The sequence below is a fragment of the Mucilaginibacter rigui genome (assembly GCF_014773275.1).
GTDB lineage: Bacteria > Bacteroidota > Bacteroidia > Sphingobacteriales > Sphingobacteriaceae > Mucilaginibacter > Mucilaginibacter rigui_A.
In genome coordinates, this window is record NZ_JACWMW010000004.1 from 194,709 (window position 1) to 209,673 (window position 14,965).

At 42.3% G+C, this 14,965-nt stretch carries 14 protein-coding genes; 3 read left to right on the top strand and 11 right to left on the bottom strand.

Translation table 11 applies throughout. The features are described from left to right. The first annotated feature begins 35 nt into the window (after positions 1-35). Together tilS and IDJ75_RS17500 are read left to right on the top strand one after the other, a co-directional pair. Complete coding sequence (tilS, locus tag IDJ75_RS17495) at positions 36-1,376, top strand: tRNA lysidine(34) synthetase TilS (protein ID WP_191176941.1); 1,341 nt, start codon at positions 36-38, stop codon at positions 1,374-1,376. Next, positions 1,366-1,851, top strand: a complete 486-nt coding sequence (locus tag IDJ75_RS17500; RefSeq protein ID WP_191176942.1) for a hypothetical protein — start codon at positions 1,366-1,368, stop codon at positions 1,849-1,851. Before tilS ends, IDJ75_RS17500 begins: the two co-directional genes overlap by 11 nt. Positions 1,852-1,920: 69 nt before the next feature. On the opposite strand, the gene IDJ75_RS17505 is transcribed toward IDJ75_RS17500, so the two are convergent. Both IDJ75_RS17505 and gmd read right to left on the bottom strand, forming a co-directional pair. Next, positions 1,921-3,537: a gliding motility protein RemB gene (locus tag IDJ75_RS17505; protein WP_191176943.1), complete on the bottom strand. Its 1,617-nt coding sequence runs from the start codon at positions 3,535-3,537 to the stop codon at positions 1,921-1,923. Between the two features lie 18 nt (positions 3,538-3,555). After that, positions 3,556-4,692: a GDP-mannose 4,6-dehydratase gene (gmd, locus tag IDJ75_RS17510; protein ID WP_191176944.1), complete on the bottom strand. Its 1,137-nt coding sequence runs from the start codon at positions 4,690-4,692 to the stop codon at positions 3,556-3,558. Between the two features lie 359 nt (positions 4,693-5,051). On the opposite strand from gmd, the gene IDJ75_RS17515 reads away from it, so the two are divergent. Further along, positions 5,052-5,831 (top strand): SMI1/KNR4 family protein, encoded by a 780-nt coding sequence (locus IDJ75_RS17515; protein WP_191176945.1) that lies wholly within the window; start codon positions 5,052-5,054, stop codon positions 5,829-5,831. 306 nt (positions 5,832-6,137) lie between these two features. Here IDJ75_RS17515 and IDJ75_RS17520 read toward each other — a convergent pair whose 3' ends face one another. From IDJ75_RS17520 to purQ, 9 genes are all read right to left on the bottom strand, one after another. Beyond that, on the bottom strand, positions 6,138-6,746 hold the full coding sequence (locus IDJ75_RS17520) for an ankyrin repeat domain-containing protein (protein ID WP_191176946.1): 609 nt from the start codon (positions 6,744-6,746) through the stop codon (positions 6,138-6,140). 692 nt (positions 6,747-7,438) lie between these two features. Then, positions 7,439-8,002 carry a DUF3109 family protein gene (locus IDJ75_RS17525; protein WP_191176947.1) on the bottom strand — a complete coding sequence of 188 codons (564 nt, stop codon included), beginning with the start codon at positions 8,000-8,002 and terminating at the stop codon, positions 7,439-7,441. Between the two features lie 8 nt (positions 8,003-8,010). Beyond that, entirely contained in the window at positions 8,011-8,790 is a 780-nt protein-coding gene (locus tag IDJ75_RS17530; protein ID WP_191176948.1) for a DUF3108 domain-containing protein, read from the bottom strand. Between the two features lie 34 nt (positions 8,791-8,824). Next, positions 8,825-9,340 (bottom strand): DUF2480 family protein, encoded by a 516-nt coding sequence (locus IDJ75_RS17535; RefSeq protein WP_191176949.1) that lies wholly within the window; start codon positions 9,338-9,340, stop codon positions 8,825-8,827. A 72-nt stretch (positions 9,341-9,412) separates the two neighbouring features. Next, a complete protein-coding gene (locus IDJ75_RS17540) occupies positions 9,413-11,518 on the bottom strand; it encodes a peptidylprolyl isomerase (RefSeq protein ID WP_191176950.1) in 2,106 nt (701 codons plus the stop codon). 97 nt (positions 11,519-11,615) lie between these two features. Next, positions 11,616-12,191, bottom strand: coding sequence for an LPS export ABC transporter periplasmic protein LptC (lptC, locus tag IDJ75_RS17545; RefSeq protein WP_191176951.1), 576 nt, complete (start codon positions 12,189-12,191; stop codon positions 11,616-11,618). Between the two features lie 9 nt (positions 12,192-12,200). After that, positions 12,201-13,526: a hypothetical protein gene (locus tag IDJ75_RS17550; protein ID WP_191176952.1), complete on the bottom strand. Its 1,326-nt coding sequence runs from the start codon at positions 13,524-13,526 to the stop codon at positions 12,201-12,203. Then, positions 13,519-14,262 carry a type III pantothenate kinase gene (locus tag IDJ75_RS17555; RefSeq protein ID WP_191176953.1) on the bottom strand — a complete coding sequence of 248 codons (744 nt, stop codon included), beginning with the start codon at positions 14,260-14,262 and terminating at the stop codon, positions 13,519-13,521. The genes IDJ75_RS17550 and IDJ75_RS17555 overlap by 8 nt, the downstream gene beginning before the upstream one ends. Beyond that, positions 14,263-14,955 carry a phosphoribosylformylglycinamidine synthase subunit PurQ gene (gene purQ, locus IDJ75_RS17560; protein ID WP_191176954.1) on the bottom strand — a complete coding sequence of 231 codons (693 nt, stop codon included), beginning with the start codon at positions 14,953-14,955 and terminating at the stop codon, positions 14,263-14,265. Positions 14,956-14,965 lie beyond the last annotated feature (10 nt).

The window sequence follows — 14,965 nt, forward strand, 5'->3', positions numbered from 1 at the left end:
TTTTGCGGGGGTTATTAAATTAATAATTTTGACGTATGCTTCCGGTTAAACGCTTTGTTAATTTTATTGAACAAAATAGCTTATTTACACCTGCCAACAAAATTTTGGCAGCGGTAAGCGGCGGCATGGATTCGGTATTAATGGCTTACCTGTTAAAAGCCGCCGGCTTTAATTTTGGCATAGCACATTGCAATTTTATGCTGCGTGGCCCCGAAGCTGATGCCGACCAGGAATTTACCCGGCAACTTGCCCAACAATTTGGGGTTAGCTTCCACACCATTAATTTTGATACCCCAAAATACGCTGCTGATAACAAAATATCTATCCAGATGGCCGCCCGCGATATGCGCTACCAATGGTTTGATGAAATCAGTCAATCAGCAGGTTATGATGCCATTTCGCTCGCACACCATCAGAACGATACTATTGAAACAATATTGTTAAACCTTACACGCGGTACGGGTATAGCCGGCCTGCATGGCATCTTACCAAAAAATGGCCGCCTGGTGCGCCCATTGCTTTTTCTTACCCGCCACGAGATACAGGCTATTATTACTGCCGAAGGTTTAAGTTATGTAGAAGATGCCTCAAACGCATCTGTAAAATACGCACGCAATAAAATACGCCACCAGGTTATTCCGTTACTGAAAGAGCTAAACCCCAACCTGGAGGCAACGTTTGAAAACAACCTGCGCAACTTTCGCGATCTGGAAGTGCTGCTGAACGGGAAGGTTGACGTTTTGAAAGATCAGCTTTTAATTGCGGATGGTAACGAGGTGCACATTGCCATTGATGAAATCAGTAAGCTATCGCCAAAACGGTTGCTGCTTTTTAAATTATTACAACCTTACGGTTTTACCGAAACTGTTGTTGACGACCTGCTCACCGCCCTGGGCAAACACGCAGGTCGTATATTTGAAAGCGCAGGGTTTACCTTGCTGGTAGATAGGGGCAAGCTCATTATATCGCCCAAAACCAATAAAAAGGATACCGAGACAAGCATCGGCCAAAATGATACTGAGGTGGTTTATAACAGCTATAAGCTGAACCTGCTGCATGATGATAGCCCGCTGATTGTTAAAGACAACCCGCTGGCGGTTTCTGTTGATGCTGCGCTGTTGCAATATCCGCTTACGTTGCGGGCCTGGCAGCAGGGGGATGTTTTTTACCCGCTGGGGATGAAAACCAAACAAAAACTGAGCGATTTTTTTATTCACCAAAAAATACCGCTGCATAAAAAAAGTACGGTGCCTGTGTTGGTAAACGGCAACGGCGATATCATCTGGGTGGGGGGCTACCGGCCCGACGAAAGGTATAAAGTAAGTAATAACACTAAAAAAGTTACTATATTCGAACTGTATAATTATGAGCGATAAATCGGTTTTTGTAGAAAAACAATATTTGGGCAGGGAGTGGATCCCCATTACCATACGCCTGGTTTTGGCCATGTTTTGCTTTGCCGCTTATTTTTTTACTGACGAACGCGAACGTAACGGCGACCTGCTGGCCATTGTAGGCTTTGTTATTATTATCATCTCCATCATCATGGGTTTTTTGCTGCACTTCAGCACAAAGGTTATCAATAAAAGTATTTTGCTTGATGGTTTATGGAGCACCCGCAGGGTAAAGATTGATCTGAACAGCATTGTGAAGGTAGAGAAAGGATCGTACAGCCGGTACCTGTTCAATAATCCCGTTTATAACCTGCACACTAAAGGCACCATCCGCTTTTACGCGGCCGGTAACGACGCCATACACCTAACCGATAGGGACGGCCTTGTTTACATCATCGGTTCGCAACATGCCAATGAATTTTTAAGGGCTATAAAAGACGAAATGAAGCCTGTTTAATTGCCCCGGTAATATCAACAAAAAAGCAGCCCTGATAATCAAGGCTGCTTTTTTTATGCATTATGCTTTTTAGTGTGTTTTATAACTGGCCAGATCATTATACACCTGGCGGAACGAGCTGCGGATGCCAAAGGTGATCATGGCTGTTTTATCGTTAAAATCGCTGTTTTTTTCGGTGCGGTAAATGCCGCCAAGCTCAAGCCTTAGGTTATATTTAGGGTTAAGCAGGTAGCCAACTTTACCCTGCAGGTAAACCATATTTGTTTTTAACCCCTGGCCAATGGTATTGCCGTATTTTGACACCGGGTTGGTATAAGGGTTGAAAATGTTTTTACCATAATTGATATTATTCATATCCAGGCCATAGCGGCCGTAATCAACCTCGCCCATCAGGTCGAACCGTTTGTATGAGTAATTGAGCAAGCCTACAACCTCGCGAAAGTTTGCGCCCCATGGATGCGCCAACGGCTCGCTATTGGCCGAGTAGTTGAGGATGCTTGAGCGCTCTGAATACGTATACGGCCTTACGGTGTTGGTTTCTAACAGATAGTTAAGGTTTGTTACGCCAAATAAATTTGCGCCCCTTACGCCCAATTGGTAGCCAAATTTATTATTTGAATAGCCCGGGTTAGAGAAAAACTCTTTAGCAGTAAATTCATCGAGCGAAAACTGGCCGTATGCGGTGATGCCGTCTGTTAATTTGTATTTAGTGGTAAGGCCTATCAGCGCGTTATCCGGCGAGCCATTAGCGGCCTCTATAGGCCTTAAAAATATAACAGGGTTAATGTAGCTAAAGTCGAAACCGTGGGTGTGTCCCTGATCGTCGGTATTGGCCCAGATAATGGAATCAAAGAAACCAAACGACAGGCGATTGTTAACATTCCAGTCCAAGTAATGAAATATACCCCATTTGTTACGGTCGATATTTAAGCTGCTGGTGCCTGCCGGGTCGCTAAAATAGGCCCACATGGCCATGTATTTTACATTGCCCAGGTTGGCTGTAAGTTTAAAGAACGGGTAGGGCGATGCGTAGTCTGATAACAGCAATGAGCGGTAACCATCGCCTATAAATGTTTTGTCGCGCCCGGCCGAGATATTAAGATACTTAACCGGCGTGTATGATACCGTTGCGGCAATGTAATCCCATGCATAATCGTTAGGTTTGTTATTATAAGTACCCGCATAAGCCTGCCCCGGTACAATGCCTACCTGCCTGATGTAGGTAGAAATATAGTTGGGTACCTGGGCGCGGTTTAAATAGCCCGAAACGTTATAGGAGAATTTTTTACCTGCGGTACCACCAATTTGCAGGCCTATTGAACTTAACCAGGTGTTGTTTTTATTTGAGAAATCGCGCCCTATGCTAAAGTCGGGCAGCAGGTCGGCATAAAAGGTAGAGTTGGTGCCTTTTACATCTATTAAATGTTCATTAAAAAGTTTGCGATATAAAAAACTTTTGTTTGAACCATCGCCGCCATAATTAATGATAGAATCGTATTGATGCATCAATAAAGAATCGTCAACAAAAAACGGTTTCATGGCCGTATGCAGGCGGGTTTTTGTTGAATAAGCATCAGCATTAAACTTTTGATAAAAATCGTATGAGTAGGGCTGGTATACCGATTGTGACCGGGCAATACCTGCCGTAATCAATAATAGCGTAATGCTGATAAATATTCTCTTCATATAATGCTGATGAGTAAACTATTCGAAATAGTTTAATGTTTTAAAGCCACCTTTTTTCATGTGCTCGTCCTTTTTAGCCAGGTGCAGATCAGATTGTACCATATCGGTTACCAGGGCCTGCAAGTCATAACTTGGTTCCCAGCCTAATTGTTTTTTAGCTTTCGATGGATCGCCTATAAGCAAGTCAACTTCGGTAGGCCTAAAGTACTTAGGGTCTACCTTAACAATGGTTTGGCCAAACTTTAAATTATCGGTATTAAGCCCTAACAACTCCATCTTTTGCTCGTCGATGTCAATAATAACGCCTTTCTCGTTCTCGTCCTTACCGCTAAACTCAATCTCTATTCCCAACTCGTTGAACGCCATTTTAATAAACTCGCGCACGGTTGTGGTTACGCCGGTTGCAATTACATAATCTTCGGGTTTATCCTGCTGCAGCATCAGCCACATAGCCACAATGTAATCTTTTGCGTGGCCCCAGTCGCGCTGCGCCGATAGGTTGCCGATGTATAGGCAATCCTGCAGGCCTAAGGCAATTTTAGCCACCGCACGGGTAATTTTGCGGGTAACAAAAGTTTCGCCGCGTATGGGGCTCTCATGGTTAAACAGGATGCCGTTACAGGCATACATATCATAAGCTTCGCGATAGTTTACAATTATCCAGTACCCATAAAGTTTAGCTACAGCATAAGGCGAGCGCGGATAAAATGGGGTAGTTTCGCTTTGCGGCACATGCTGCACCAAACCATAAAGCTCTGATGTAGATGCCTGGTAAAGACGGGTTTTTTTGGTAAGGCCTAATAGCCTGATTGCTTCCAGGATGCGTAAAACACCAATGCCATCGGTATTGGCTGTGTATTCGGGCGAGTCAAAACTCACCTTAACATGGCTTTGCGCGCCAAGGTTATATATTTCATCCGGTTGTATCTCCTGTATCAACCGGGTTAGGTTCATAGAATCGGTAAGATCGCCGTAATGCAGCAGCAATTTTGCGCCTGTTTCGTGCGGGTCGTGGTACAGGTGGTCTATCCTGTCGGTATTAAAAGAGGATGACCTGCGTTTAATGCCATGTACTTCGTATCCTTTTTTTAGCAAAAATTCAGCTAAATATGCACCATCCTGACCGGTTATCCCCGTAATTAAAGCCTTTTTCATTAACAAATATTATAAAATGCAATATTATTTAAATTAATTGTAAAAGCTTGTATGGTGATGATGGAAATGCTTAAAGCCAGTATGCAAGGCATCGCCGGTGTTTACTCACCCCGCGACCCTCTCAGCTTCGCAAAGAGGGTGAAGAAAAAATAAATGGAGCTAAACCCTCTTTCCGCGCAGCGAAGAGAGGGTGGTCGAGCGAAGCAATGACCGGGTGAGTTAATGAAGCGCTGACCAGTGGTATGCAAGGCATCGCAGAGTCCACGATGTGAGACCCTGCGGCGACGGAAAATATTTGTTCACAGGAGTTAATTGTATAACATTCTTAATATCTTAGGCATAGAGCATCAATTTAGATAATGAGCCAAATAAGACACAAAAGAACTTTTCTTGATTTGTTTGAAAACAGCCGACCGGTATTGAAAGTGAAATTTGATACAAATTCTACTGCGGAGTCAACAGAAGTTGAGATTGAAAATAAACTCGAAAAAAATATTGATGCAAAAGAGTTAAGAAATCTTGAGAAACTATGTATAAACCCTAACTTAAAAGAGTTCTTTAACTTTTACACTAAGTGCAACGGTTTCACTTTAGGTACGCCTGTGCTTCCAGAAAATGCGCAAAAAAGGCCGTTACTATCACAATTGCCAGCTAATTATTTAATAAAGTTTACCGAACTATATTTGCCAAAAGGAAAGTTAGCATGGACAATTGACCTCAATAAAACTAAAACACTTTATAGAGGTGAAAATAAATGGTTGGCGTTTGCGCAAGTTGATGACGGGCCGGCTTGTTTGACGATTTTTTTAGAAGGAGAATATGCGGGCAACATATTTTTAGTGAATCCTCAGCCTCATTTTAACACGCTTAAACCAATCGCTAAAACTTTTGACGACTTTTTAGACCGGGTGGCAAAAGATCCTGCAGCCTTTTTTAAGTTAACGAGAGCATATGTTACGATTGTTGAACGGAATGATCAGAATTTTGGATATGTACCTGTAGAATATATTGATAATGGTGGCATCTTATTTCCTGAAAAAGGAGAAAAAATTTCACTTGAAAATATACGAACCGAAAGGGATAAAGTTGAAGAATATAATGAGAAGAGAAATAAATGGTGGAGGTTCTGGAAAAATTAAAATATGACCCTTTTGATTAAAAGGCGTTTAAAATCTGTCTCAGCAGGATATTTAAAATCAGCTGTAATGCTACAGAACATCAATAATTAGGTATTCGCGGCCAGGCAATATTGATAATCACAGTTCTGAGATTGCTTCGTACCTCGCAATGACGCGTGGAAATAAGCGCGCCTATTTTTGTTTGTTTCGCGGAAGAATTTAATATCGAACACTGAACGCCCAATATCGAATGATGAAGTGAAGCTGCGCCCGCATGCAAGGCAGCGCAGGGTTCACTATCTGAGACCCTGCGACGACAGAAGTTCGTTATATCAATTGATATTTTTCCATTCGGTAATTGACTATAAAATCTAATACGCTTGGCCGGTTATCACTTGTTTGGTACACATCGGCACCCGCATTTATTAATTCTTTAAATATATTTTTTAATTGAGATAATAAGATTTCACCTGTAAAATCAGCAGCAGGATTATCAATCATTTGCCGACTATCTAAGAAAGCCCTGTGTAAGCAATTGTTCCCGTAAGAATCAATTGCATTGGGATCGGCTCCTTCGGCTAACATAAGTTTTAAAAGTGATATCGCTTTGTCAAATTGAGCGGTATCTTTTTGAAGGGTAAAACTATTGAAAATTGTCGCTCTTATACAATCCTGCAACACTGGTGCCTTCCATTCATTTACTTCAGATTGCTCTATGAAATTTATATCTGCACCGTTCTGGATAAGTAATCTTGCAATATCAAAATTCCCAGTTTTAAAGGCCACTTGAAGGCCAGATTGACCATCGTCTTTTTTAGGCGGTGCAAAATTACAAACACTTACATATTCGTTATTAGTTGTAATAAGCTCAGAAATTGTTTGAAAGTCACTATCGCGAATAGCCTTAAAAAACGCTTTTACTTCTTTCCTTTTCATTCTGGTTTTAAAGCTAAGGTTTTCTTACAATCTTCAGTAAAAAAGTTCAACATCCGTGCTTTATCAGTCTATATGTAGAACCTGCGACGACAGAAGCAATAGATAACTGCGTGATGTTAACCTACCCGTCTTTGCGAGACACGAAGCAATCCCGATAGGTATTCGCGATCAGGCAAGGAGCTAAACCCTCTTTCCGCGGAGCGAAGAGAGGGTGGTCGAGCGAAGCAACGACCGGGTGAGTTAACGGAGTGCTGCTCGTGGTATGCAAGGCATCGCAGGGTTCACGATGTGAGACCCTGCGGCGACAAAATATTATTTAAATTAATTGTAAAAGCTTGTATGTGATGGCGGACAAATGCTACCGCAAGTAAGCATCGTAGAATTTACTCACCCCGACAACGCTCCGCTGGTCGACCCTCTCTGCTGCGCAAAGAGGGTAAGAAAGAAAAGAAGGAAAGTTTAGATATCGAATGATGAAGTTAAAAGCTTCAGTGTTGGATATTCAACATTCATAATTCGATATTATTTCCGTCCCGCAAGGTTTACTCACCCCGACAACGCTCCGCTGGTCGACCCTCTCTGCTGCGCAAAGAGGGTAAGAAAGAAAAGAAGAAAAGTTTAAATATCGAATGATGAAGTGAAAAACTTCGGTGTTGGATATTGAATATTCATAGTTCGATATTATTTGCAGTTTAGATCCCCGCCACCGTATCTTCCAGTTCGCGGTACCACTCCTCGCCATATTTGCGGATAAGCGGGCCTTTCAAAAACTCGTGCACTTTTACCTGTAGTTCGTCGCCAAAGCTGCACGCGGGGCTGCAGATGCTCCAGCGGTCGTAGTTTAAAACATCAAACTCGGGGTAGGCGGTTATGCGGATAGGGTACAAGTGGCATGAGATGGGTTTTTGCCAGTCTACGGCACCTTCTTCATACGCTTTTTCGATAGCGCACTTGGTGATCCCGTTTTCCCAGGTTACATAAGCGCACTCTTTATTCACATCAACGCAAGGGGTAGTATAGTCGCCTTCAAAATCGGTTACGTGTGTGCCTTCGCGCTCTATTGTCGCTATGCCTTTGGCGGTCATGTAGGGTTTTACCTTGGGGTATATCTCCGCCAGTATCTCCAGTTCATCGTGGTTCAAGGGCGCGCCCGAATCTCCCTCAAGGCAGCAAGCACCTTTACATTTATTTAAATTGCAAACAAAGTTGTTTTTAATAACATCCTCGTGTAGTAAAACACTCCCTACTTCAATCATTTTTTATTTTATTTTTTTACCGGGTTTAACGGATATTTTAACCCGCTTGCCTGCGATAGGTCCATCACCAAGCTGCCCACAATTAATTCTACGTGTGCTTTAATGGGTATGCGGTTCTTATCGTCAGTGATCCACAAATATAGCTTACTATTTTTTCTGAATATACGCCCGGGTATAATTGTGGGGTTAAATTTTAAACAGTTAAAGGTACCCAGCCCGCACTTTACCTGCTCGCGGCCCATAAAAGTAATGGTAAGCGCGTGAATGCCATCCTCCAGGAAATAATGCAGTTCAAGCGTTTCGCCAATTTTTAAGTTAGATACATCAATATTGCGGGCAAAATAGTAGCACGATAAAAAATCAAATACATCGCCTTTGAACGGAAATTTACCTTTATCGGCAGTAATTACGTTGGTGTCGTGGTTAAAAGTAACCTTATCACTATGCCTGTAGCTCGATTCCTGCCGGGTTTCTGAATAGTAGTAGGGCAGTAGGGTAACCGGGTCAATATAAGAGTGGTATTCGTTACGTACTTTAAACAGCAGGTTAAAAGTACCTACAGTTTTTGCTGTTGTATTGATATGTAAAGCGGGGTGCCCGTCAAATTTAAGCGGGCTGTTCTCTACTTTAATAACGGCTTCGGCCGCGCTGAATATGCCGTATTTAAGTTTATAGGTTATTTGTTCGCCCGCCTGAAAGGCAACCTCTTTGGTTTTATATGCCTTTTCCTGACTAAAAGCATGGTTAAAACAGGTTATAAGTATAAGAACTATATAGTATTTCTTCATGTGATTGGTATAGGCGCAATTACCGGTGTACGGTTTAATCCTTGCGTTTATAAATAGGCACGGTAGAGCATGGTTCGCCAAACATAAGGCTTTTTGCAACCGGGGTAAGCCTTTGTGTTAGCTCTACATAGGCCGATACGGGTACAGGCACGTCTCCGCATCCTTTTATCACAACACGCTGGTCGCGGTATTGTTCCACATCAAGGGCAGCTACTTCTTTTACAAATAATACGGTTTCTAATACTTCGGCGTCGCCAAATACAACCTGGCGGGCGTATGGTGCCAAACGGTTTGCCAGCAGCATATAAGCCCATGCCGGTACAATGGCATCGGCTGTGCAGGTAACGGCCACATTTTTATCCTGGTATTGCGCCCAGTCGTGTGTTTTTACAAATTCGCGGAAATCCTTCTCGCGCAGCATCAGGCCATGAAACAAGTTGTCTTTTATATCATAAACCACACGTTCGCCCGGGGCGTAAAATTGGGCAGGGTCTAAAGTAACAAGGCCACTTTGTGCAACTTTATTGATGATGTTTTCCTGTATTTCCATGATGCTGTAAATAAAAAAATCCGGCATCAACTATAACGCTGATGCCGGATGCAAAATTACTTTAAATTTATCTTATAAGAACTTAGCTCTGTTATCTTTTACATTCGCCTTATCTTTAAGGGCATCAAGCACCTGCCCTTGCGAGCGTTGTGATAGCGCCTGGCCTAAAGTTTGTTTCTCTCTTACGTTGTTTGTAAGCTGGGCAGGGTTAATAAAGCTATCTAACGAAATTACATAAACACCTTGCTGGCCTTCAATTGGTTTTGACAGCTTATTTGGCTGCGAACCAAACACAGTACCTACAACTTTATACTCTGCTGATGAACCCGGGATAACCGGGTTGGCAAATACAATGTTTTGTAAAGGCGTAACTTTGCTGCCTGCTTTTTGAGCAACCTGATCAATGCTTGAAGCACCATTTAATGCCGACTGGAATTTATCAGAAAGTTGTTTGCCTTTAACCTGTATGCGAACCGCCGGTTCTATTTGTTTTTTAACAGCATCTAAAGGTAAAATACCTTTAGGTTTGATGCCAGATACACGGGCAATCACATATTGGTCGCCTACTGCAAATACCTGGTCAGAGAAAGCGCCTTTATCTGATTTAAACACCCACTTTACAATTTCGCGGGCGTTATCTAAACCAAGTACACTTGCCGATGTACCGCTTACATCTTCGGCATTTTTAATTGGTAAATTTGCTTTTTTAGCCTGTGCATCAAAGTTATCGTTTGTTAAGGAGGTTAAGAACGATTGCGCTTTGCTGTAAACAGCAGCTTGTGTTTTGCTGCTTGCGGTTAAAGGTTTATCTACAACGGCAACTTTAACCACTTTTGATGAACCTTTTTGCTCTTCGACCTGGTAAAGGTGAACCCCGAATTGGGTAGTAACAACTTTTAAGGCACCTTTTGGAGCGCTAAATACCGCATCGTCAAATGCTGGTACCATAGCACCACGGCCAAAAGTACCCAAATCGCCGCCTTTATCGCCCGATGCTTTATCTATCGAGAAGTTTTTGGCTAACTCTGCAAACGGCCTGCCACCTTCAATTAGTTTTTTAAGTGAATCTGCTTTTGCAAGTGCTTTGTTAAGGCCACCTTCGGTAGTTGGGTTTAATAATATGTGCCTTGCTTTTACCGAATCGGGGCCAACCCTTGAATCGATAAGTTTTGCAATTTTAAAGCTGCCGTTTGACAGGTATGGGCCGTAAATAAAGCCTTTATCTGCCGAGAACATAACTGAATCCAGCTTAGGCTCTAACTGGCCTTTTTTCTGGTAAACAAGCTGTGCTTTGGTTTCAGAGTTGATCTGTACAAAAAGCGAGTCGTTAGGGGTAGCTTTAAAATCAGCCAATAGTTTATCAACCTGTGATTTTACCGCTGCGGTATCGTCTTTTGAAGGTGCAGCGTTAAAGCTTACGTATTCAAAACTGCGCAGTTCCTGCTGGTTTTTAAATTCCGGTTTATGCTCGTTATAATAATTGCTGTAGTCAGCATCAGTTAATTTGATGTTGGCATCGGGTATTGATGCATAATCAAGCACGGTATATTTAAAATTGGCTAATTTGTTTTTAGCCAGGTAATCGTCTTGCGCGTCAAGCGAGTTTACATACAAGCCGTTGGTTACCAATGTCATGTACTTTTGCTGCCTTTTTGCTGCAATTAATTGCTTAACAAAATCGCCCCATGCTTCTATCTGTTTTGCATCGGCTTTTGGCGTTTGTAAATAACTTAAAAACTGGTTAAGCTTAGCTTTATCAAACTGGCCATCGGCGCCAACAAACTGACGTTGTATCTGCGGATCGGGATTGTTGCCACTAATCATTGATGTGGTTTCATCAGCACCTACAATAAGCCCAAGCCTGTCTATCTCCTTGTTTAGTAATAACTCGGTTAAATACTGGTTCCAGGTGGTTTCCTGTATGTAGCTATTAATTTGCGGTGTAAGGTTTTGCCCAGATTGTTGCTTAAACTGCTGTGTGCTCTGCTCTAACCTTTCATTAAATTTAACGTAAGGTATTTTTTCACCATTTACCTCACCAATATCGTTGGCATCGCCCCTGAAAAAGGAACTGCCCGAACGAACTACCTCTTCGGCAATAAAGCCTAAAAGCGCTACACCAATCACAATTGCGAGAATCTTTCCCATCCGTTCCCGCAAAAAACCCATTATGCCCATATAATTATCTATGTTTTATATTTCTCAAAAAGAGGCGCAAGATACAATTTTTACTAAAATTCTATAACACAAAATTTTGCGTAAGAAAAATATACCGTTATTGCGTAAGATCTCCATTCATTTGGATAGCGCCGGTAGCGTTTTGAAACACCGGATGCAGTAATTTATCATCGCTTACAAAGCTGGTGGCGTTCATTACATCACCGTTAGGTTTGGTCATTACCACTTTTTGGTTTGAGTAATACTGTTTTTTGGCTGTATCCCATATCAGCTCTTCAGATTTATAGGTAGCACCGTCTTTCCTGGTTGCCACTACATTTTTTTTAAATACAACCAGGCTTTTCTCGGCATAGTAGTAGCCTGTATCGGCAACAATATTGCCATCGGTTGTTAATGAGTCATTATAAAGTATAACCCTAACCCCGTTAGGCATTACCTGGTATGGATTTTTTTTGGTAGCGTATTCTATTAACAAGGGCGACATAAGCTGAGCCTTTACGATTCCCTTGTCGCTAATGGTCATGGTGACGCCTGTAGTGCGTTGTATAGGCTTGGTAGCATCAGCGGCGGCTATTGCTTTAACCTTATTAATATCGTTTTCGCAGGCGCTTAAAAGCAGGGCTGTTAAAACAGCCGGTATATAAATGCACAGTTGTTTTAGCCTGTTTTGCATTATACAACGTTAATCAAACTTGTATTTCTGGAACCACTTATCGTTCAGCGTGAATGACAGGTGTACATTAACATAGTTTTCTTTTACCAGGCCATTAACTAATGTACCTCTTCTGCCAACTTCGGCGCCAATGTTTATTTTGTAGAAGCTGTTAGTTGCACCCCTTAAAGGTAAGCCAAGCCCAAATGTTGCAGCGTATCTTTTTATGTTGGTGTTGTTTACGTAAAGGTATGTTTGGTCATAAACAGCACCCAGGCGGTAATCAACAGCAGCCCAATAGCTTGATAAGGAGTTAACGTTAGGTGTAAACTGGCCGCCAACGTTTATAGTTTTACTATCGCGCAGGCCTTTATTAACGCCAGCCACAGCAAGTTTAGACCAATTGCTCATGGTATAATCGGCACCTACTAAAAATTTGCCTTCGTTTTGAAATGAGATACCGAAACGGTTTATCATTGGCAACTGTATTTTGGCAGATGGCTGCTGGTTATTTACAAGGGTATCTGTAGCTACACCTTCGTTACCGGTTGATGCATCCCTAAAATAGCTGCTAACAATATAACTGTTTGATGTATTCAGTTTTGTGTTTGCCGAGGCTGAATAACCAAAGGTTAAATGTTTCCTGGCCGAAAAATCTACAGTGTATTGAGCGCCAAAATCATAGTTAAGGCCGGTTATGCTGTTACTCTCTTCTATACGTGAGTTTAACACACCACCTAATGAAGGTACTTCTGTTGATTGTGTTTCTTTAAGGTTACCGAATATATATGATGCATTGGCACCAACAGATAAGTGCTTACCTATGCGGATACCGTAACCCAAATAAAACTTTGATAAACCGCCATCGCCGCTGTAAAGATAATTAACAGCGTTAGTATCTGCCGGTAAACCACTGCCAAAATTGGGGGTTACCTGCCTGTAATTATAACCCAGTTCGCTATAAGGCATTAACCCGAAGCTAAATGCAGAGCGGGATGAAACCGGTATACCAAACGCAATATGGCTAAGCCTGAAGTTGGAGTTTTTTTGTGATGCAGCACCGGTTTTTTCGAGCGTGTTGAAGTTACCATATACACCAATATCAATAACAGTTAACCCCATAGATGAGTATGATGCCGGGTTAAGCGGGTTTATTGAAAAGAAACCGTTAATACGGTTGGTTGCTACGCCAATACCACCCATTGCTGCGTTTTGTGGCAATACCGTGGGGCTGATACTGCCTATGCCATAGCGCGAATAAGGCGAACTGGTGGTTGCAGTAGATTGTGCCTTTACGCCAAGTGCCGTTGCGGTGAATAAGAACAGTATTATTACGAACCTTATATGTTTAATCATTATGCTTTTGTATAGCTGCGTTTAATCCTTTAAGAACCAGGTAAGGCTCAATTTTAATATAGGGGGCAAAGATGCTATTTTTCAATAGAGTATCAAAAAAAATACTGTCGCCCCCGCTTAGTATAATATTATACCCCGTTGTTGTTTTAATATATTCATTAATAAAGCCTTCCAGCTCGTATTTTACCCCGTTTTGCACCCCCGATGTTATGGCGGATGCGGTATCATTACCATATGCGGCAGTAAAGGTTTTATCGGGCTCTATTAAAGGCAATGCTGATGTATAATGGTTAACCGCTTTATAACGCATATTTAACCCCGGTGATATACTGCCGCCAAAATAATTTGCCCCGGCATCAATAAAATCGTAGGTAATGCAGGTGCCGCCGCTTATTACAATATTGTTTTTACCAGGGTATAACTCATGCGCCCCTATTACAGCTGCCAACCTGTCGGCGCCAAGTGTATTTGGGGTTTTGTAATGGTTGTTAATGCCTGCTGTTATGCTGCTGTTAAAATAGGTTACCGTAAACTTATCTTCAAGCAGGGTTTGCCAGTGTTGTTTATCTGTTTTTACAGATGATATGATAACCCTGGCAATTTTATAATTTCTTATAAAGTTGTTTATCTCATTATTACCGGTTTGCTGGTATTGCTCTACTTTAAGCAGGCCGGCGTTATCAAAAACGGCGATCTTGGTAAAAGTGTTGCCAATATCAATAACCAGGGTTAGCATTTACGCCCGGGCCAATGACAGTATCGATTCAAAAATAGCAAGGCCATCCTCGTTACCTACAAGGCTTTCGGCAGCACGCTCGGGGTGTGGCATAAAGCCAAACACGTTGCGGGTAATGTTGGTTACGCCTGCAATATTTTCAATAGAACCATTGGGGTTGCTTTCGTCGGTAATGTTACCGGCTACATCGCAATAACGGAACAGCACCTGGTCGTTATCATTAAGTGCCTTTAATACATCGGCATCGGCAAAATAATTGCCTTCGCCATGGGCCAAAGGTATTTTTAACGCGCGCTGCGGATCAATAAACTGCGTAACCAGCGAATTTTGGGTTTGCGCTTTCATATAAATGTTGCGGCAAATAAACTTGCGGTTTTTGTTGTGCAGTAACGCACCCGGTAAAAGGCCTGCTTCTGTCAGTATCTGGAAACCATTACAGATGCCCATAACCTTGCCGCCTTTTGCTGCAAACTGTATAACCTCTTGCATAATAGGCGAGAAACGCGCAATTGCGCCAGAGCGCAGGTAGTCGCCAAAAGAAAAGCCGCCCGGCAATACAATAAACTCAGCACCCTGCAAATCGTGGTCTTTATGCCACAACCGCACCACCTGCTGGCCCATTACATTTTCAAGAACGTGGATGATATCTTCATCACAATTGGAGCCTGGAAATATTACTACACCGAATTTCATGCTACAAAAC